20 protein-coding genes are annotated in these 19,540 nt (G+C 31.2%); all 20 read right to left on the bottom strand.

Features of this window, described 5'->3' with window-relative positions:
- Positions 1–27: 27 nt before the first annotated feature.
- The 20 genes from AC2A07_RS06630 to AC2A07_RS06535 all read right to left on the bottom strand — a co-directional run bounded on the left by AC2A07_RS06630 (position 28) and on the right by AC2A07_RS06535 (position 19,463).
- Entirely contained in the window at positions 28–1,167 is a 1,140-nt protein-coding gene (locus tag AC2A07_RS06630) for an aminotransferase class I/II-fold pyridoxal phosphate-dependent enzyme (RefSeq protein ID WP_484049770.1), read from the bottom strand.
- Between the two features lie 10 nt (positions 1,168–1,177).
- Complete coding sequence (locus AC2A07_RS06625; protein WP_484049769.1) at positions 1,178–1,768, bottom strand: acetyltransferase; 591 nt, start codon at positions 1,766–1,768, stop codon at positions 1,178–1,180.
- A gap of 20 nt (positions 1,769–1,788) precedes the next feature.
- Entirely contained in the window at positions 1,789–2,394 is a 606-nt protein-coding gene (locus AC2A07_RS06620) for a sugar transferase (protein ID WP_484049829.1), read from the bottom strand.
- Positions 2,387–3,559, bottom strand: a complete 1,173-nt coding sequence (locus AC2A07_RS06615; protein WP_484049768.1) for a glycosyltransferase family 4 protein — start codon at positions 3,557–3,559, stop codon at positions 2,387–2,389. The genes AC2A07_RS06620 and AC2A07_RS06615 overlap by 8 nt, the downstream gene beginning before the upstream one ends.
- Positions 3,560–3,561: 2 nt before the next feature.
- Positions 3,562–4,527 carry a polysaccharide deacetylase family protein gene (locus AC2A07_RS06610; protein ID WP_484049767.1) on the bottom strand — a complete coding sequence of 322 codons (966 nt, stop codon included), beginning with the start codon at positions 4,525–4,527 and terminating at the stop codon, positions 3,562–3,564.
- A 19-nt stretch (positions 4,528–4,546) separates the two neighbouring features.
- The gene (locus tag AC2A07_RS06605; RefSeq protein WP_484049766.1) at positions 4,547–5,587 is read right to left on the bottom strand and encodes a GNAT family N-acetyltransferase; all 1,041 of its coding nucleotides are present in this window, start codon (positions 5,585–5,587) and stop codon (positions 4,547–4,549) included.
- Positions 5,588–5,592: 5 nt separating this feature from the next.
- Positions 5,593–6,681, bottom strand: a complete 1,089-nt coding sequence (locus AC2A07_RS06600; protein WP_484049765.1) for a glycosyltransferase — start codon at positions 6,679–6,681, stop codon at positions 5,593–5,595.
- A 1-nt stretch (position 6,682) separates the two neighbouring features.
- Positions 6,683–7,567 carry a glycosyltransferase family A protein gene (locus AC2A07_RS06595; protein WP_484049764.1) on the bottom strand — a complete coding sequence of 295 codons (885 nt, stop codon included), beginning with the start codon at positions 7,565–7,567 and terminating at the stop codon, positions 6,683–6,685.
- Positions 7,568–7,580: 13 nt separating this feature from the next.
- Positions 7,581–8,669 (bottom strand): EpsG family protein, encoded by a 1,089-nt coding sequence (locus AC2A07_RS06590; RefSeq protein ID WP_484049763.1) that lies wholly within the window; start codon positions 8,667–8,669, stop codon positions 7,581–7,583.
- Positions 8,666–9,775, bottom strand: a complete 1,110-nt coding sequence (locus AC2A07_RS06585) for a glycosyltransferase family 4 protein (protein ID WP_484049762.1) — start codon at positions 9,773–9,775, stop codon at positions 8,666–8,668. Before AC2A07_RS06585 ends, AC2A07_RS06590 begins: the two co-directional genes overlap by 4 nt.
- 1 nt (position 9,776) lies before the next feature.
- Positions 9,777–10,751, bottom strand: coding sequence for a glycosyltransferase family 2 protein (locus AC2A07_RS06580; protein WP_484049761.1), 975 nt, complete (start codon positions 10,749–10,751; stop codon positions 9,777–9,779).
- Positions 10,741–11,652, bottom strand: a complete 912-nt coding sequence (locus tag AC2A07_RS06575) for a glycosyltransferase family 2 protein (RefSeq protein ID WP_484049760.1) — start codon at positions 11,650–11,652, stop codon at positions 10,741–10,743. Before AC2A07_RS06575 ends, AC2A07_RS06580 begins: the two co-directional genes overlap by 11 nt.
- A complete protein-coding gene (locus AC2A07_RS06570) occupies positions 11,653–12,309 on the bottom strand; it encodes a CatB-related O-acetyltransferase (RefSeq protein ID WP_484049759.1) in 657 nt (218 codons plus the stop codon). It abuts the gene before it with no gap.
- Positions 12,310–12,329: 20 nt separating this feature from the next.
- On the bottom strand, positions 12,330–13,133 hold the full coding sequence (locus AC2A07_RS06565; RefSeq protein ID WP_484049758.1) for a glycosyltransferase: 804 nt from the start codon (positions 13,131–13,133) through the stop codon (positions 12,330–12,332).
- Between the two features lie 59 nt (positions 13,134–13,192).
- Entirely contained in the window at positions 13,193–14,677 is a 1,485-nt protein-coding gene (locus AC2A07_RS06560) for an O-antigen translocase (RefSeq protein ID WP_484049757.1), read from the bottom strand.
- A 165-nt stretch (positions 14,678–14,842) separates the two neighbouring features.
- The gene (locus AC2A07_RS06555) at positions 14,843–16,072 is read right to left on the bottom strand and encodes a hypothetical protein (protein WP_484049756.1); all 1,230 of its coding nucleotides are present in this window, start codon (positions 16,070–16,072) and stop codon (positions 14,843–14,845) included.
- A 276-nt stretch (positions 16,073–16,348) separates the two neighbouring features.
- The gene (locus AC2A07_RS06550) at positions 16,349–17,452 is read right to left on the bottom strand and encodes a DegT/DnrJ/EryC1/StrS family aminotransferase (protein WP_484049755.1); all 1,104 of its coding nucleotides are present in this window, start codon (positions 17,450–17,452) and stop codon (positions 16,349–16,351) included.
- Positions 17,449–18,660 (bottom strand): formyltransferase family protein, encoded by a 1,212-nt coding sequence (locus AC2A07_RS06545; RefSeq protein WP_484049754.1) that lies wholly within the window; start codon positions 18,658–18,660, stop codon positions 17,449–17,451. Before AC2A07_RS06545 ends, AC2A07_RS06550 begins: the two co-directional genes overlap by 4 nt.
- Complete coding sequence (locus AC2A07_RS06540; protein ID WP_484049753.1) at positions 18,653–19,069, bottom strand: sugar 3,4-ketoisomerase; 417 nt, start codon at positions 19,067–19,069, stop codon at positions 18,653–18,655. The genes AC2A07_RS06545 and AC2A07_RS06540 overlap by 8 nt, the downstream gene beginning before the upstream one ends.
- Positions 19,062–19,463 (bottom strand): sugar 3,4-ketoisomerase, encoded by a 402-nt coding sequence (locus tag AC2A07_RS06535; protein WP_484049752.1) that lies wholly within the window; start codon positions 19,461–19,463, stop codon positions 19,062–19,064. Before AC2A07_RS06535 ends, AC2A07_RS06540 begins: the two co-directional genes overlap by 8 nt.
- Positions 19,464–19,540 lie beyond the last annotated feature (77 nt).

The following is a 19,540-nucleotide window of genomic DNA, read 5'->3' as shown; positions in this document are numbered from 1 at the left end:
CTTAAACACTAAATTTATTCAAACTCATTATACCTTATTAAAGATCTCCAATATCACTTTCTTAATTCTACTCCGGTCTTCATCAGAAAGATTAGATCCTGAAGGTAAACACAATCCATCATTGAACAGTTTTTCGGCAATATCGGTGCCGTAATAAGGAGCATTAGCAAATACAGGCTGTAAATGCATCGGCTTCCACAATGGTCTTGATTCTATATTAGCCTTTAAAAAAGCCAGTCTCAAATCTTCACGGTTTTTACCTGTTTTTGCTTCATCAATTATAATTGCAGACAACCAGTGATTTGAATAGAAATCATCATTTATCTCTGTAAAGACTTCAACGCCTGCAATGTCTTCAAACGTATCTAGATAAAAATCATGCATTTTTCTACGTGCATCAACCCTATCACATAAGACTTCCATCTGACCACGCCCTATTCCAGCCACAATGTTACTCATTCTGTAGTTATATCCTATTTGGGAATGCTGGTAGTGAGGAGCATTATCTCTGGCCTGCGTAGATAAAAACACAACTTTATCCTTATCGACCTGTGTATGACATACAAGAGCCCCCCCTCCGGAAGTGGTAATAATCTTATTTCCATTGAATGATAAAACACCAAAACGTCCAAAAGTTCCACATGCTCTGCCTTTATAATTTGAACCTAATGCTTCTGCAGCATCTTCAACAACAGGAATCTGATACTTTTCGGCAATTAAAATAATTTCATCCATTTTTGCAGGCATTCCATACAAATGCACAACAATGATTGCTTTAGGTTTTTTATTCTTTGCAATTCTATCCTCAATTGCCTGTTCTAATGCTGTAGGGCACATGTTCCACGTATCTTTTTCTGAATCAATAAAAATTGGAATTGCCCCACAGTAGGCGATTGGATTTGCAGAAGCTGAAAATGTCATGGTCTGACAAACTACCTCATCACCATATTTTACTCCACATTCAATTAACGCTAAATGCAATGCTGCTGTACCGGCAGAAAGAACAGCTACTTTTACATCACTATTTAAAAAATCTTCTATATCTTTTTCAAAACCGTCAACATTCGGACCTAAAGGCGCCACCCAATTTGCTTCAAAAGCTTCATGTACATATTTCAGTTCGTTTCCGCCCATATGAGGCGAGGATAGCCATATTTTTGAATTCATTTTAATATATCTAAAGTATTTTTATTATTTTTCCCGGATTTCCAACAACTGTTGCGCCGTCAGGAATATCTTTTATAATTACTGAACCTGCACCTACAGTACACCATTTTCCGATTGTAATTCCCTGAATTACCGTTGCACCTATACCAATATGTGAACCTGATCCTACAAATACATCTCCTGCTAATGAAACATTGGGTGAAATATGCGTAAAATCTTCCAGAGTACAGTCATGATCTATAGATGCATTGGTATTAATAATGCAATGCTTACCTATTTTGACTTCGGAATTTACAGTTACACCAGCCATTATAACAGTGCCTTCTTCAATTTCAGTTCTTCTGGAAATAACAGTTTTGGGATGAAGTAATTTTTTAAAAGTAAAATTTTTATATTTTAAAACAATATTCTTCCGTATTACATTATTACCAATTGAGATAATTACATCAATATCCATCTCCGGAATTTCATGAATGACATTATAACCTAAAAGGTTTTTTTTGGATATATCGCTGTCAAGAAAGGCATCTATTCTGATGTTATTCTCCTCCGCAATTTCTGCAATTACTTTTCCATGGCCGCTTGCTCCGTATAAGTACATTCTAAAATAATTATTTATTGCTAATTACTTCCATTATAAGCTTCCGTTGTAGCTTGTCCTTCCTGTGAAACACCTTCTCTTTTAAAAACTTTTTTAAATGTAGTGAAGAATATTTTCATATCTGTGACAAATGAAACATTATCTACATACCAAACGTCCAATTCAAACTTTTTTGTCCACGAAATAGCATTTCTTCCATTAATCTGTGCCCAACCCGTAATTCCAGGTCGGACATTATGACGGCGTTTCTGATTTTGACTGTATAAGGGTAGATAATGAGGCAATAACGGTCTTGGACCAATCAATGACATATCACCTTTAAAAACATTGATTAACTGTGGTAATTCATCCAAAGATGTCTTACGTATAAAAGCACCGATCGAAGTCAGTCTTTCAGCGTCAGAAAGAAGGTTTCCTTTCGAATCTTTTTTATCATTCATTGTTCTAAACTTGATGATATTAAAAATTTTTCCCATTAATCCTGGCCGGGACTGAAGAAAAAAAGGTTTACCGTCATTTGCAAAATATAAACCGACTGTTACAGCTATAAAAACCGGACTCAAGATCAACAATCCAAAAAATGAGAAAACAAAATCAAAACATCTTTTTATATAATTTTTATACAACATTTTTCTTAGCGTTTGATAATAAATTATATTCATCTAATAAAGCATTCCATACAACTGATTGCTCGTATCGTTCTATAATTAAATTTCTACTGTTATTTTTAATTTTTTTATAATACTCTTTATCCTGAATAAAATGAATCATACTGTTTTTAACAGCCTCTGAATTTTTCACAGGAATAATCACTCCATTTTCACCATTTATTATAATTTCATTACATCCATTGATATCAGAAACAATACTTGGCAGTTCCATTGCTCCAGCCTGAATGACAACATTGGGGAAACCCTCTCTGTAACTTGGAAAAACCAATGCGTCAGAAATCGCTAAATATGGGCGAACATCTTTCTGAAATCCAACACTGATAATATTTGGATTATGTGTAATTTCATAACTTGTTTGGGGTAAAAGAGGATCTAATTCCTCTTCTGAAGCTCCCACTAACAGCAATTTTATGTTATTTGAATTATTTCTGTCCAAAGGAAGGTTTTTAAATGCGGATACTAATTCATTAATTCCCTTATCTCCGACTAAACGTCCTACAAATATAAATACAAAATCAATGTCTTTAATATTTAAATCATTCTTTAATACTACTCTTTGCTCATGAGAAATATTTTTTACATTAAAATATTCTGAATCAATACCGTTAACGTTCCCTTGTGCCAGAACTTTTAACGTCTTTGATGTTATTTTGAATTTTTCCAAATCATTCTTCACACCGTTTCCTTCCGGATATACATTGGTTGCTGCCCAGCATAGCAATCGGTCCATATTAATTAGAAGCTTTTGAATAAAACCTGTACGAGTCGGAAAAATCAAGCCGGTAAAGGTATGCATACGAATTGGTACACCTGCAAGTTTACCGGCTGTCATAGAAAGTAATCCTGCTTTTGGAGTAATAGAATGAACAATAAGTGGTTTTTCCTTTTTAAAAAGCAGGTATAATTTAACGAGTGAAATAAAATCCTTGATGGGAGAAATATTCCTTTCCATTTTTACATCAGCGGTGTAAACCCCTTCTCTTCTAGCTACAGTTACTAAATGGCTATCTTCCCCTGAAACCGCAATCACTTTATAGTACTGTCTTAAAAAAGCCAATTGACCTTTCAGCAAAATATCTAATGATAATGATATCGTCGAGGTACGTATAATTTTTTGCATTACTATTTTTTTAAGAAATCTTTCATTGCTTTTGATTCAAAGCCGTATTGACCATTCAACTTTTGATAGTGTAATAAAATGATTTCTAAATCTTCAAGATTTTCGGATAATGCATCACCAAAATTATGAGGATGCCACCAAAGGTGATAAATTCTATTATTTTTAGCTGCAAAAGTCATTTCATTCAAAATTCTTCGTATTCTTATTTTTCTTATTATTTTTTCTTTTGAAACGTAAGGTCTGAAAAATCTCGAAGCCGGAAGTTCTACAATATCACCTATAGATACTATTTCAGACTCCTTAAATGTCAGTGTTTTACTGATAGAAAATAAAGTATCGCAAGCTCTGAACAAAGAAGTAAGTTTACCAAAACTATATTTCCAGAACCACACATTTGGATTGGATCTGAATACTTTAATCCCCTGAAGTCTGGCAACTTCCAAATAATCTCTATTAAATTGATTTCTTGGGAACACAAGTGATTTCAATTCTGTTTGAAAATTATTTTCCGATATGTTTTGGGCAGCTTTTATATCAGCATTAAATTGCGTAACATTTTGTCCCTTTTCGGTACAGTAATAATGACAGAAAGTATGAGATGCCAATTCTTGATTTTTGGAATTCAGAATTTTCCGGATAAGGGAAAAACCAAAATGAAAAGGATCATCAATTTCATCTGTCCCTATTTTATTTTTCTCTATCAATGAATAATAATATAAATTTTCATTTAAGTAGGTTGGTTTTTCGTTAGGTATATTATCTCTCAAATCCTGCAGATTCTTGGCAAATAAAAACCCAACGGTAGCCCATGTACAATGAATTGAATATTTTTCGAATAAATTGATTATTTTAGGAATACCTACTCTTGTAGTTTCAAAATATTTCTTCTTTTTCTCTAAATCCCACAGTTCAACCCCTCCCCAATGCAGTTCAAAATCTAGAGATATAACAAATTTACCATTACCCATCACAAAAATTTTAAAAATTTTAAACAGTATCTGAATCTGAGTAACTTATATACCAGTTTTTTCTATCATTTATCGTATCTTTTAAATCATCGATAAAGCTATTCGCACCAAAATGCAGTTCAATAGGTCGAAATTTTTCTGGCATATTTAAAAATAACTCATTTTTAAATGATCCAAAATTTGGAGAATGCTGAAAACACCAGCTTAAGATACAATCTGCTTGAGATTTTTTTATTTTACTGATCGCGCACTTTAATAATTCTTGTCCAGATTCCGGAATACTTAAATTGTATATTAATTCCATAATGTACGCAATCTTTCCTCCATGCTTTTCTTTTATTGAGTATACAATAAAACCTACATAAACTTGTTTATCATCATAGCAATGCAAAATTTTGTAATCCTCAAAAGGTTTTTCGAGATATCGCCAATCTAAATACTGCTTATCACGCTGAACTGTTACTTTAATATCTTTTGAAAACTCCTGCCATAGATCATTTACAGCTTCTGGAAATGAAAAACTATCTTCAATACGGAATTTTTTATTTTTCTTGTATGTAAAAAAAGGAATATTAATGTTAGGCAAAAATTTTAAAAATGGGATTTTTTGAGTAAAATAGCCCGACCTCAACGGCTTAATTAAAAATGGTACAGGATCCAAGACTTCCCATCCCAATTTATTCTTAAAACCATGAATAGAATTTCCGTTTGGGAAACCATATACCAGAGCTACATGATCACTTGTTGCATTTTTATAAACATCTTTCGCTAACTTAATAAAAAGACCTTTTCCGCGGTAATCAATATCCGTTATGGTATCTAAAGACTGTGAGCCTAAATAAATTTTACTGTTAATTTTAAACTTAACCCCAAAAGTTGCGTAAATCGCAGCAGCTTTTTTGTTGACCTCATCAAATTCAATATCAACAAAATTTTTGTTTTTATTTTTAAAAAACTGCCAGTCTATTACTTCAATGTTTTTGGGTGACTCATTATTGTCAAAACATTCTTTGAAGATATATTTCGTTTGATCATTAAGATCTAAAATTTTGGAATCCATTTTTATCAATTTAATTCTTTGTATAAATCTATATGTTGATCAATCATTCGATTGATATCAAATTTCTTAGCTCTGATTAAGCAATTTTCTACTGTACTTCTGTACAGCTCACTGTCAGAGTCTAAAGATTGAATTATTTCAGCTAATTTTTTTTCATTTCCAATTGGAAATAATATACCTGCACCTTCAATTATATCACTAAGCCCCGGCGCATCAGATGCTACAAAGGGTTTTCCCGATGCCATACCTTCTATACTTGCCAAAGAAAGTCCTTCATAACGTGAAGATAAGACAACAATATCAGCTGTTTTCAATAATTTCGGTATATCATTCCTGTTTCCTAAAAATAATACCCTATGCTTTAATTCTAAGCTGTTCACTAATAACTCACATTCATCTTTTCTTATACCCTCACCCACTAAAATCAGACAGAAATTCTCGGGAAGCAGTTTTAATGATTTTATTAGGGTATCCTGATCTTTTGGATCTTTAAAACTTGAAACCTGCAATATAATCTTACAGTCTTTAAAATTAAAGTAATCTTCTTTATTATAAGCAACTCCATCATAGATTTCCTGTAAATCAACCCCATTTTCAATCATATGAAATCTGGAATCTTTGAAACCTAAATGTTTTTTAATTGCTATATCTACATCCTTGGAAATTGTAACAATCTTTGAATAGTATTTATATATAAAAAAGTCAAAAACAGAATATAGCGAACTATTTATCCTTCTGTTGTTTGTACTATGTTCAGTAAAAACTAAGGTAGTTGATGAAAAACTCACCATTTTAGCTAAAGCTACCCAATATAATGACGGAAAAAGATGAACGTGTATTATATCATATTTTCTAAGATAAGGAATAAGCTTGAATATTAATACTGGATTTTTAAAACCATTTGAGCCTAACGTAATAATATTCACACCTTTTCTTCTTAGATCTGATGTATATGGGCAGTTTGGTCTTTCTAGCAAAACTAAAAGATCTACAGTAATCAGCTTATTGTCATATTTAGGAAGAGCTTTTATCAAGAGCATTTCTGCTCCGCCCATTCCTAATTCATTTATGACGTGTAATACTTTCTGTGACATTTTATTGATTATTTTTTTTATCATTCATATACATCAAAATTCCTGGCAAAAGGCCAATAATAGTATAAATTTTTGATATTTTCCTCAATTTCTCTTTGAAACCGGAAGAAGCATTTAGAGAAAATCTCCAATAATTAATGTTTGCTTTAATTTTTTGAATAAATTGGATTTTACATTTCTCAAGTTCGGAATAGAACATCATTGATGCAATTGGAGAGTTCATTCTGATTTTAACGATTTTAGATGTCAGACCATCAGGAAGATACTCGCACTCATAAATTATTTCTGAAAAGAACAATAAATTATATTTTTGTGCTATCCTATTCCAAACCAAAGCTTCTGGACAAAATTTCTCACCAGCTGTCTCAGGAAATGTAAACTCTTTTAACACATGAGTCAAAAATACTTCTGCAATATCTCCTATGATTTTATATTTGTGCCTGTAATCAATAGAATTTGTATAAATTTCATCAAAAGGAGTCTCACTTCCTACAATTCGACCATTAAAATAGGCTTTTCTTCCTGCTACTCCACCAAAATTATTTCTATCTTTATTTTGTTGATATTTATTAAATATAATTTGTAATGAATCAGAGGGAAGTCTATCGTCACTGTCGAGTAGTACTACCATTATTCCCTCGGCAATTTCAACACCTCTATTGATTGCTATGTGTTTTCCTTTGTTTTGTTGTTTCAAATACTTGATTGGGAAATTTGACTTTAACTTGAGGTGATTAACGATTTCATCAGTATCATCAGTACTTCCGTCATCGACAATCACCCACTCAAAATTTTGATATGACTGAGACAGTAATGATGAAAATACAATTTCTAGAAGATGTCCTCTATTGTATGTCGGAGTGAAGATTGTAAAAGTATATTTCATAAGTGTATTTTGTTTAGATAACTTTGACGTAGTCTTTCAAAAACATGAAAATAGTAAATGCTAATTGTATATATATTATCTTAAGCAGAAATCTAGGTTGATTTTTGATAAGTTCCTTGTCTTTAAATAACGGAAAAGAAAGTATTAAAGGAATTAAAAACCATGATAAACATGCAAATCTATTGGTATAATTAGCATAGATAATAAAAATCCAGAATGTATTTACTATTATATAGGTTTTAAAAATAACAGTATAAAAACGATCATAAAATTTTCTCTTATAAATAAAATAGTATCCAACAAAAATTGGAACTGCGCTATATATAATAAAATCGATTCGAAAAGTACTGCTTGTATTTTCAGCACTGAGATAACTACCTGTTCTATCATCATCCGAAAAGATGAAAGCAAAATAACTTTCTGCGAGGCTCATGATCTGTTTGCCTACAAGAAATGCAATTATAATTGCAAAAAACCATATTTTTATTAAGTTTTTTATAGATATCCATTTTGTTTGAGCTAATAAATAGCCCATTACAGGCAACAGTAAGGACGAATGCATACTTACACTAATGAACATAAACAAGATTTTTAGAAGCATTTTCTCACATGACAATGCATAAAAAAATAAAGAAAAGCCTAATCCAGTCCGAAGCCCATTAATCCCGAAACTAAAAAAGAACATTGTTGTTATCAAGATAATAAAAGGAAAAAATACATCTTTTGAAAACCACCTTCTCAGAGCCAGATAGTGAAATCCTATATAAATAAACGAACAAACTAAATAAAATCCTGTTACGTTTAAAAGTAAAAAATTTTTACAGAATCGCATCAGTAAATTAAATCCAAATTCGCTATCGGCCAAATTGATGTAAAACATTGTATAGTTTAAAGTGTCACCATAGAAATTACTCGAACCGAAAGGATCTCTTAAACCAATATAAAATGTTATGAAGAAAGCTAATAAAGGAAGACCGATAATTTGATTAATCTTCGGATATAAATTTATTTTTTTTATGTAAAATAATGGTATTGAATAGAACAATACAAAAGCAGATAATATTACATAATAATATATGGGAAACAGTTCTCCGAATTTCATGACATCACAAATTTTAATTTTTCACAATACATCTCCCATGTACAGTTAGACAGTACTCTTTCCCTTGCTTTTATACTCTGATTTCTGATGATTAGAGGATTATCTACCAGCGATATTAAAATTTGAGACAGATCCTCAAAATTATCCTGCTCAATTAACCAGCCTCCATTCAGATGACTTATTGCATCAGGGATACCTCCGGATTTTGTTCCGATAGCAGGAGTACCACAAGACTGTGCTTCTAAAAAAACAAGACCAAACCCTTCAACACTTGTGTCCTCCTCCGAAGATCTTGTACACATAATAAAAAGATCATTTTCACTGTAAAATTCCGGCAACTTATCATCAGGAACGAACCCGTGAAAGCTAACATTATCATTTAATCCCAGATTATTCACCAATATTTTCAACTCCTCTAAATATGATCCTGTACCGCCTATATTCCAATTGATACGATTTCGGTAGTATTCGGGAAGCTTACTTATTGTTTCCGCTATAAAATCATATCCCTTAAATTTCAGAATTCTTGAGACTGTTACTATATTTAATTGACCATTAGAATTTTTATTTGGAAAGGGCTTAAAAAAATTTTGATTTACAGCCAATGGTAAAGTAGATACTTTTGATTTTGGAGATACTTTTTGCATAAGACCTGCTGTATAATGAGAGTTTGCAATATTATTCCTGGCCTTTCTCAATACCAATTTCCCTAAAACAGGAAGCCATATAGATTTTCTAAATTTAGACATTCCTGATAAAAACTCAGTGCCATGCCCCAAAACATAGTAATTTTTAATACCGGCAAGCAGACATAAAAGACCCTCCGGATACCATAGTCCACAAAGAACGTCAATATTTTTTTTATCATTTAGTTTTAACAGAAAAAATAATGCAGATAATTCACAAAAAAATCTTTTGGAAGGTAATGTAATGATCTTGACGTTATTATAATTATAAGGTTTACTAAAACCATTTTTTTTTCTGGTTAGAACTGTCACATTTTCATAAAATGAGCTCATTCCATCAGCAACTTCCTGGCATAAACGGGCTATACCTCCGTCTGATGGCGGATAGTCGTAGGAAAATATTATTAGCTGTCTGCTCATATTAAAATTTTGAATTAAAAAAAAGACGGGTAAAAATTCCGGGAATAAAATAAATTTTTCGGATAATAAAAAAATCCAGAAATTTTCTTCTTGGTTCACTCTTTTCAGATATCTTACGGTAAATCAACCAATCTCCCTGTTTAAATATATCAGAAGGACTAACTTTATTTATTAAGGCTGAATTCATAAACATATGAAGATTGATTTTGAAGTTTTCATAAATTATTGAAAAATTCTGATCATCCAAGTCAATTTTATAGTCCTCAACAAATAATTTTTTATAATGAACATAAGGTTCAAAATATTCATTAGGCAGTAGTAATTTATTTGTCAGAGATCCCATATTGATCATATAATTATAATGTACAGTACTGGAAAAAACAATTTGATTTCTGCAAAGTAGAATATATTCAAGAATGAAGATCATATCTTCATTGTAAGTGAATTTTTCATTAAAGAACAAATTATTGTCTTTAATAATTGAAGACTTAAATAACTTAGAGACAGGATTTCCATTTAAAGAAATTTTACCTGCGTTAAACAGTTTATGTTTATCAAAAAAACGTACAGTCATATCGGGTATATCCGTTATGTTTTCTGTACCATTTTCAAAAATTCTTCTAACTCCCTGAAAAACCAATTCTGTATTTTCTGACTTATGCCAATCCTTAAACATTGTCAATAGATAATCGGCATCGATATGATCATCCGAATCAACAAAACATATACAATCTCCACCTGATTCAGCAATTCCTCTATTTCTGGCTTTACTAACGCCTTCGTTTTTCTTATTTATAAGAAAAAATCTTTTATCTTTTCCAGTATATTTTTCACAGATATGCAAAGAAGAATCTGAGGAACCGTCATTAATCAATATTACTTCAAAGTCTGTATAGCTTTGGTTCAATATAGATTCTAAGCATCGGTCTAAATATTTCTCAACATTGTATACCGGAACGATAATGCTAATTTTCATGACGCTTAAAATTTTTGTATTTTTTCAGATAGTGAATCATATTTTTTAAAATCTCTGACTTCTGTTTTTGACCGATTAGTGAGTACACAAAAGCAGTTAGGGAAAAACGGATAATTCTCAGATAAAAACCTACATAAATCATATACTGCTGATCCGTTTTTTCATAATAAAGCAGTTCACTGTTTTTCATTCTTTCAAACGTTTTTTCTTTGATACCTTCTGATCCTCCTTCATAATGTACAATTTTTGCTTTTGGCACTGAGAAAATTTTGAGATTGAGTTTTCTGATCCTATAGATTAGTTCAGTTTCTTCATAATACATAAAAAAATCTTCATCGAAACCTTTCAGGTGATTAAATACATCAGCTTTGATCATGAGGTCTGCACCGCTGATGAATCCTCCCACAGGTTTGTTTTTTCCTGAATGGTTAAAATTTTCACCTTTATATATTATTTTGCTTAAAGCATTGAATAAAAAAAAGTCTATCTCGTGCAATAAACCCGGCATAAAATTGCTGTACGATGTATTTGGCAAAAAATCCTGTGTTAAAAGATTTCCGCCGCAAGCACCTGTGCCAGGATTCGTTTTTATAAAATCATAAAGAATGTTGATTGCCTCATTATACAATATAGTGTCCGGGTTTAAAAAAAATAAATATTCTCCAACAGCAGCCTGGGCTCCAAGATTATTGGCAGCTCCAAAACCACTGTTTATATGATTATTAATTAATTTAACAGGGGGAAAAATTTCAGGTAAATTCTCTATACTTCTATCAGGCGAATCGTTATCAACAACGATAATTTCAAATTTGATATTTGAAGTATTTTTATAGATAGAATCTATACAATCAACAATTAAATTGTAAGTATTATAGTTAACAATAATGATTGATAAATCCATTTAATTTTCTGTTAATTTTTTTAAAACTGTTTTATCTAATGGACGATAAAGCAAATCTAATTTTTCAGAGGATAAATTTTTATATAGCAACTTTTCCCTATCAAATTCCATTCTTGCCTCTATAAGGTCTTCAGGAATACGGAATTTTATAAATTTTGCCGGATTTCCACCAACAATTGAATAGGGCTTAACATTTTTAGTAACTACACTTCCTGCGGATATTATACTTCCTTCACCTATAGTAATACCTGATAAAATTATAGCGTTTGCTCCTATCCAAACGTCATCTTCTACAATGATTTTCCCTTTAGTTTGCGCATCCTCTACTGCATACTTTTTATAAAATTGAGCTTTAACGGGATATGTTGTAAAAGAATCTATTTGATGATTCCCCCCCAAAATGAACAATACATTGGTTGCAATTGATACATGATTACCAATAATTAAACCTTCATCAGGATTCTCATAAGATAAAATATCAATAACTCCATAAGAATCTTTACCAACATTTATTATATTTATATCCTTTACAGTTTTAGAAATATGAGTCATATTATGTTGATTTCTTGAACGCCATTCAAATTGTTTAGAAACGCATTTAATATCATTAATTGATAAAATTCTATAGTAATTTAAAATTTTAAAAAATCTAAGCATTATAAATCATTTATTTATTATTAAAGACCATTTCTGTAAATATACCTTTGATATCCTATTATATTCCTTAAGAGTTTTAATTTTCTTTTAAATCCGGGTATTTTAAAAAATAATCTTTTACAGGTTTTTAAGACAGTTTTAATCAATTCAGGATTATCTTTTGATGTATTAAAATCGTGAATTCTGTATTTTGAAACATAACGGTCATAAAACAACAATTCACTTTTGGCAGCGGCGCTTGCATAGAAGTACAAATCTTCTGCTTTTAAATCTTCGGGATATTTTCCTATCAATTTGAAAATACTCAAATCCATCATTACAACGGCGCCTGAAATTGAAAATTTGAAGATAATCTGATCCATAAGTTCATCATCATTTATATATTTGGATTTATCAGCTTTATGAAAGTCAGATAACATACTGTCATAAATTTTTTCTCCTTTATCATCTATCACTACAGCATCCGACACAACAACCTTTTTGTTACTGTTTTGTAGAATCTTTACCCGTTCATCAATCGTATTATTGATCAGTAAATCGTCGCTTGCCAATATGACTCCATACTGCCCTTCAGCCATTTCTACTAATTCGTTGAATGTGGCGCACAATCCCTTATTCTCTCTCTTTCTAAAATTGACCTTTTGATTAGGATTATCAATTATCCACTGCTCAATAACATCTGCTGAATTGTCTTTTGAACCATCATCTATAATTACAATTTCTTTATTTTTATAGGTATCCTCTAAAGTTGAATTCAGAGTTTCTACTATATAATTAGAATGATTGTATGAAGGAATAAGAATGCTGACTAAGGGATACATCATATATATATTTAAAAATTCATAAAAGCAAAATTGCTTAAAAAAACATCTGCGAGAGAAAATTATTTTTTTATTTTAAATTTTTGTAAAAGAGACTGTATGCTGAAAATCGTATTCAGCTTTCTTAGTGATAAGGTCACTGACACGATCATCAATATACATCCGATGCTGTATCCCAAGATAATATTGGGAACTAATTTCATGATTAAAAGTGCTACTGCAGCTACAGAAATCTGGATGATAAAAATTTTTATAAAATCAATATCAAAGCTAAACTGGTATTTAAATTTTGAGATATAGATCATCTGAATGAGATATAAAACATAGCTTGCTATGAAAGAGATTCCTAAACCCTCAATATCCCAAAAATAAAATCCTAAACAATTAAATATAGTCTGATAAACATTAAATCCTAATTCAGACCAAAAAAAAATTTTCGTATCCCCTTTTGCCAGTACAAGAAAACCAAGCAGCCATGATGCAGCTTTAAAAAAGATTCCAATCATTGCATATTGCATCATGGATTCTGTTGGCAGAAATTCTCTGCTGTATAAAAGGATAATGGCAAAATTGACAAAAATTATGAATGTGGTAAGTAGCGGTCCCAGGATGATTAACGCGACAGTACCTTGTTGGTTAATAATTGAACTCATTTTTACGTGATCATGAATGGAACCCGAAAGCCGAGGATAGTAATCTGTTGCCATAGCTGCAAAAACAATCCCTACATAAGAATTAATAATTCCAAAACCGGCACTGTAGTAGCCCATCTGCTCAAGTCCACCGAAACGGGTAATGAAGATTCTTACTCCATAAGAACCAACGGTAGCAATAATTCCGCTGAGACTTAGAAAAAAACCTAACCGCATCATTCCTTTTCCCTTCTCCCATGTTTCTTTAAAATTTGTACTTGGTACAACAAATTTTAGTCTGGTGTAAAAAAACTGGGTAACAATTAATGTAACGATTGCCATAATAACCATTGAGGGCACAATCCCCTTTACACCATATATGAAATACAGTGGAAATGTAATCAACAATGCAATTAGAGAGCTTGACATATTGGCATAGGCCAACCATTTCAACTGACGGGTCCCCTGTAAAACTGCATCTTTGCCTAATGATAATTGACCTAAAAATAAAGTTACAGATAAAAAAACGAAAGACCATGTATAGTCATAATTGTCAAAAGTTAATTTAGACAGATAGGGAGAAAACAGTAAAGTTAAAATCATTCCCAACCCTCCGGTATACCAAACCAATTTATTAAGAACACTGATCACATTCAATAGTTTAGGTCTGTCCTGCTGTTCATTGGCTAAAGCAATATCTTTAATACTGCTAGTTCCCAAACCGAAACTGGTAAATGAAGTTATCAAACTCAGTGTAGAGGTTAGTAATCCAAATATACCAAGTCCTGCAGGACCTATTAAAACTGCAATAAACTTAGACCGTATGATCGATATAATAATATTAAATACTTGAACACCTCCAAAAATAGAAGTTGCCTTAAAAATTTGTCGATAAGAAGATTTTTCTTCAGACATTAAAATGATTTATTTTTGTTATAACTCATCAACAATTTTGTCACCAGCGACTTTATGTATTGATAAATTCAGTAATTTAATTATTATCCTTGGCACTCAACAAATTCTTATTGGTTAATGCGGGAAAATCCTGTTTGTTAAGAAAAATAAAATGAAAGATTAACTTCATAGGCGTATTTTTTGTCTATTATTTATTAAATATCTTTTACTGAATTTTAAAATTTTAAGGATAACAGATATTTTAAAACTTGTTTTATACAGATCTTCAAAAAACAAATCACTCTGATTGATACCGTTAATAATTTTTTCTCCTACAGCATGTAATGAATGGTTACTTTCAACGTAATGATAACATTTTTCAGCCTCATCATAATGTTTTTCTTTACTTACCAACTCAATCAGTTCTGTAAAACTTAACTTTCTAACCAGATTCGGATCAAACTTTTCTGCAACATTATAATTTTCTGCTTGATATAACCATCTAAATTTATTATTTTCAGGAAAAGGAGTAAATTTAAAATCCACTAAAATAACAGGTTTCTTCATACTACCCATTTCCAATGCTGAAGTCCCCATAGCAAAAACCAAATCAAAATTATTATTGACATAATCGGTAAGGCTTTCTCCTACAAGTGTACCTAGAAAAATAATCTGCACATTACTGGGTAGTTTTATTTGTTCAATTTTATTTTTATCATCTCCTTCACCTATTATATGAATTGTCAGATTTTTATTTAAATGTTCATGTGCAAAATTAATCGAATGATGGATAACATTAATCAGAGAAAATATTTTATCAAAACTTAACCGTCCCACCCAACCAAGATGGATATGATCTTTATTTACATTTTTATGTTTACCTTTTCGTTTTTCGTAGAAAATAGGTACAAAAAAATCGGGTGTTCTTTTAAAATTAAAGATATCTTGCTGAAATGACAGATTGGTTTCATCCATAAAAAACACACCTTTTTTACTGATCATCAAATCTAAATCATTACCAATTTTGGCCAATGGTATGCTATTTAAATGATACCTGTTATTCAATTTGACTGAATTGTATAATCCGGAAGGATGGATTGACCAAAAAAATATTCTGAACTGCCCCTTTAAACAAAACAATATATCATACACGGATGATAAAGGGGTTATCAAAACAGAATCAGAATTTACTTCAATTGTACTGGAGCCAGTATATTCCAGAAAATTGATATTTATATTTTCATTTTCATTTTCAAACATTTTCTTCACGACACCGTCATGATAATCAATATAAGATATCGAAACACCATACTTACTTAAAAGATATACAGCAAGCCTAAAAAATAAGAATTCCGCTCCTCCGATTACTCTGCTTGGATAAAAAAAGGTAACTGACTTAAAATTTAAATGGTGCATGTCTGATCAATAAAATTTTGTAATAATAAACTCATACTAAAAACAGTTGAGCTCAATTAATTGTACAAATTGTACTTGTAATGTCATCTTATTTTACAAATATATAACTTAATAAAGCAAAGAAAAAACCGTCTCAGCTAAACTGGATATTTTAATTTATTTTTTCGAATTTATAGGATTCTGAATAGGATCAGCAATTACTCATTTTACAATTATACAATAATAAGTTTTGATGAAAAACAAGATAATTATGAATATTAAACAACTTTTTTACTTTTATGAATAGCTATTGATCGCTTGAATAACTTTGTTAATATCTTCCTCTTCCATCACAGGGCTTATTGGCAGACTCAAAACCTCATTGTGTATCATTTCAGTGATTGGAAATGAAAGATTGTTCCAATCCTTATAAGCTTTCTGTTTATGAGGAGGAATAGGATAATGAATCAAAGTCTGGATACCATTTTCTGTAAGATATGCCTGAAGATTTTCTCTCTGCCCGGTTCTGATAACGAATAAATGCCAAACATGTTCTTTTGAACTGTCTGGTATTTCAGGAAGAATAACAGCAGGATTTTTTATTTCTTTTGTATACCGTATCGCAATTTCTCTTCTTCTGTTATTCTCAGCATCAATATATTTTAATTTTACCGAGAGGACAGCAGCCTGTATTTCATCTAATCTGGAATTTAATCCTTGAAAAATATTTACATACTTTTCATTGGAGCCATAATTTGCCAGAGTCCGGATTGTTTTTGCCAGGTTACTGTCATTGGTAGTCACTGCTCCTGCATCACCTAACGCTCCCAAATTTTTTCCGGGATAAAAGCTAAATCCTGCCGCATCACCTAAATTTCCAGTTTTTAGACCGTTCCATTCTGCACCAATAGCCTGTGCATTATCTTCTATGATTTTGAGTTGGTACTTCTCTGCAATTCTTTTTAATTCTGCAGAAAAAATCACCCGTCCGTAAAGATGTACAACCATGATCCCTTTTGTCCTATCGGAAATTTTCTCCTCAATTTTAGATATATCTATATTTTGTGAATTGATTTCCGGTTCTATCAGTACAGGAACTAACCCATTATCAGAAATAGCCAGTATTGATGCAATATAGGTATTGGCAGGAACAATGATTTCATCGCCTTTTTGCATTATCCCAAGTTCTATATATGCACGGAAAATTAATCGTAAAGCATCTAAACCATTGGCAACACCTATTGTATGGTCAGCTCCAATATATTGAGATAACTTATCTTCAAAACTGTTAACTTCATTTCCCAAAAGATACCATCCTGAACGAAATGTACTAAGTATTTTTTCTTCTATCTCCTGCTGATAGGCAAGATTTATTTTCTGTAAATCAAGAAATTTGATCATTTAAAGTAATTTTTAATTATCTGTATGACTTCAAAATTATTATATTTTTCAGTATAATATACAATATTATTACCTGAGAAGTCAATCTGGTCTTTTTGCGGAATGTATTTTTTTAGGTAATTTTCCAACATAGCCGGCTCATTATTTTTAGAACAATACGTCATCAAATACATTGTTAAAGTGGTTCCATTATTATTTTTTGTATTCACATCCCAATTTAAATTTTCTATAAGGTATTCAAGAAAAGCGTACCGACCATTATATGCTGCGATAATAGCTAAATCCCAACCTTCTTCTGAACGTTGAAAAATATCATAACCTTTATCAATATAGTATTTTAAACTATTCAGGTTTCCTTCTCTGGTAAAATCAAATAAATTTTTGCGTAAATCCTTTAATAATCTGATATCATAATCGATTGAACTTACTAAGATAGAAAACTCATCATCTTTAAGCAAGGTACCTGCTTTGACAGTGGACTTTACATCAGTAATATGACCATCATAAATTTCATATCCAAATACCTTGGGAAGTTGATAGGCAGGAAATACAAATGCTCTAATCTGCTTGCTTATTTCATATGCTGTCTTATTAAGATTAATAATAATGTTTCCATAGTCAATAGCTTTTTTTGAGTAATAAGTTGATAATTTACCTGGTTGTATATGGCTGGTAAAATCATTGTAAATTAATTCCTGCAGTTTACTTATTACTAATCTAGAGCCATAATCAATATACATAGAGTATAATTTCTCTGCTGTAACCTCTTCATTTAAAATAATTTTTTGCTGCGAAATTATATCTCCTGTATCGATTCCTGAATCAATTTTGTGCAATGTGACTCCTGTATACGTTTCGCCGTTCAGTATTGGCAAAGCAGAAGTGTACATTCCTTTATATTCTGGAAGATAGGAAAAATGGATATTAAACAGTCTGGTGCTTGAAAAGAATTCGGTTTTAATTATTTTGTCATATTCAAGACTGAGAAAAATAAGATCTACAATGCTATACAGATCTTTTAATTCAACAATAAGAATATTATTTAAATCACAAAAATTTCTGAATGATCTTTGAAAACTGTTGTTACCGGTATCATTCGTATTACAACATGCAACCAATGTAAATTCAGGATATTGATGTCGAATATATTGTGCGACATCAACCGCTATATTATTTTTGCCTGCTATGCAGATTATTTTTTTATCCATTTTTTAGCTTGATATATTGTTCGTAATCTCTGATATAATCAGCTTCATTATATTGATGAGATGCCAGTACAAGACAAATTGCTCCTGAGGAAAAATTTATTTCCGATGCCCATACTCCGGGCGGAATGTGTAGGCCGATATTTGGTCTATTAAGAAACACCTGTCTTTTATATTTCCCATCATCTAGACCTACCTCAAAACTACCGCTCGCAGCGATGAGAAACTGATGGCATTCTTTATGTGCATGAGCTCCCCGGCTTTCACCTCCTGCTATATCATAAAGGTAGAATACTCTTTTTACATTGAATGGAAAATCTGAATCACTTTCAACAACTGTAAGATTTCCTTCATCGAAATTAATTTTCCCTAGATCAATTACTGAACAGTCAAAAACTGATATCTTATCCATTTCTTAACATTTTAAACTGTTCGTAATTTCTGATATAATCATCTGCATCGTACAATTTATCTGAGACAATAAGAGCCAGTGAATTTGTAGAGAAGTTCTCTAAACTCCTCCAATACATTGTAGGAATATATAACCCATGATAAGATCTGTTAAGTGAAAATTTCTCCTCCTTCTGACCATCATTTAATATTACATCAAAACTCCCTGACAGTGCAACAATAAATTCCTGTTGCTCTTTAAATGCATGGCTTCCTCTGACTTCTCCTCCCGGAACATCATAAATCCAGTACGTCCTGGCAATGTCAAAAGGCAATTGATTCGGATGTTCAAAAAAAGATAAATTCCCCCTTTTGTCTAGAATCTTAGGAAGATTTATTAGTGTAGGTAATTTCATTTTAGTATTATATTAAACAATTAGCTTCTTTTAAAAATAACTGAAAATAATAGTTTTTTGTTCATACAGGATTAGAA

Source organism: Chryseobacterium sp. HNCC26DJ238 (assembly GCF_057180465.1).
This window is presented reverse-complemented; position numbering and strand designations above follow the sequence as displayed.

What these genes read in the sequence shown, in the direction of transcription:
- AC2A07_RS06630 (WP_484049770.1), bottom strand. Translation starts at nt 1,167, where the DNA reads ATGAATTCAAAAATATGGCTATCCTCGCCTCATATGGGCGGAAACGAA.
- AC2A07_RS06625 (WP_484049769.1), bottom strand. Translation starts at nt 1,768, where the DNA reads ATGTACTTATACGGAGCAAGCGGCCATGGAAAAGTAATTGCAGAAATT.
- AC2A07_RS06615 (WP_484049768.1), bottom strand. Translation starts at nt 3,559, where the DNA reads ATGCAAAAAATTATACGTACCTCGACGATATCATTATCATTAGATATT.
- AC2A07_RS06610 (WP_484049767.1), bottom strand. Translation starts at nt 4,527, where the DNA reads ATGGGTAATGGTAAATTTGTTATATCTCTAGATTTTGAACTGCATTGG.
- AC2A07_RS06605 (WP_484049766.1), bottom strand. Translation starts at nt 5,587, where the DNA reads ATGGATTCCAAAATTTTAGATCTTAATGATCAAACGAAATATATCTTC.
- AC2A07_RS06600 (WP_484049765.1), bottom strand. Translation starts at nt 6,681, where the DNA reads ATGTCACAGAAAGTATTACACGTCATAAATGAATTAGGAATGGGCGGA.
- AC2A07_RS06595 (WP_484049764.1), bottom strand. Translation starts at nt 7,567, where the DNA reads ATGAAATATACTTTTACAATCTTCACTCCGACATACAATAGAGGACAT.
- AC2A07_RS06590 (WP_484049763.1), bottom strand. Translation starts at nt 8,669, where the DNA reads ATGAAATTCGGAGAACTGTTTCCCATATATTATTATGTAATATTATCT.
- AC2A07_RS06585 (WP_484049762.1), bottom strand. Translation starts at nt 9,775, where the DNA reads ATGAGCAGACAGCTAATAATATTTTCCTACGACTATCCGCCATCAGAC.
- AC2A07_RS06580 (WP_484049761.1), bottom strand. Translation starts at nt 10,751, where the DNA reads ATGAAAATTAGCATTATCGTTCCGGTATACAATGTTGAGAAATATTTA.
- AC2A07_RS06575 (WP_484049760.1), bottom strand. Translation starts at nt 11,652, where the DNA reads ATGGATTTATCAATCATTATTGTTAACTATAATACTTACAATTTAATT.
- AC2A07_RS06570 (WP_484049759.1), bottom strand. Translation starts at nt 12,309, where the DNA reads ATGCTTAGATTTTTTAAAATTTTAAATTACTATAGAATTTTATCAATT.
- AC2A07_RS06565 (WP_484049758.1), bottom strand. Translation starts at nt 13,133, where the DNA reads ATGATGTATCCCTTAGTCAGCATTCTTATTCCTTCATACAATCATTCT.
- AC2A07_RS06560 (WP_484049757.1), bottom strand. Translation starts at nt 14,677, where the DNA reads ATGTCTGAAGAAAAATCTTCTTATCGACAAATTTTTAAGGCAACTTCT.
- AC2A07_RS06555 (WP_484049756.1), bottom strand. Translation starts at nt 16,072, where the DNA reads ATGCACCATTTAAATTTTAAGTCAGTTACCTTTTTTTATCCAAGCAGA.
- AC2A07_RS06550 (WP_484049755.1), bottom strand. Translation starts at nt 17,452, where the DNA reads ATGATCAAATTTCTTGATTTACAGAAAATAAATCTTGCCTATCAGCAG.
- AC2A07_RS06545 (WP_484049754.1), bottom strand. Translation starts at nt 18,660, where the DNA reads ATGGATAAAAAAATAATCTGCATAGCAGGCAAAAATAATATAGCGGTT.
- AC2A07_RS06540 (WP_484049753.1), bottom strand. Translation starts at nt 19,069, where the DNA reads ATGGATAAGATATCAGTTTTTGACTGTTCAGTAATTGATCTAGGGAAA.
- AC2A07_RS06535 (WP_484049752.1), bottom strand. Translation starts at nt 19,463, where the DNA reads ATGAAATTACCTACACTAATAAATCTTCCTAAGATTCTAGACAAAAGG.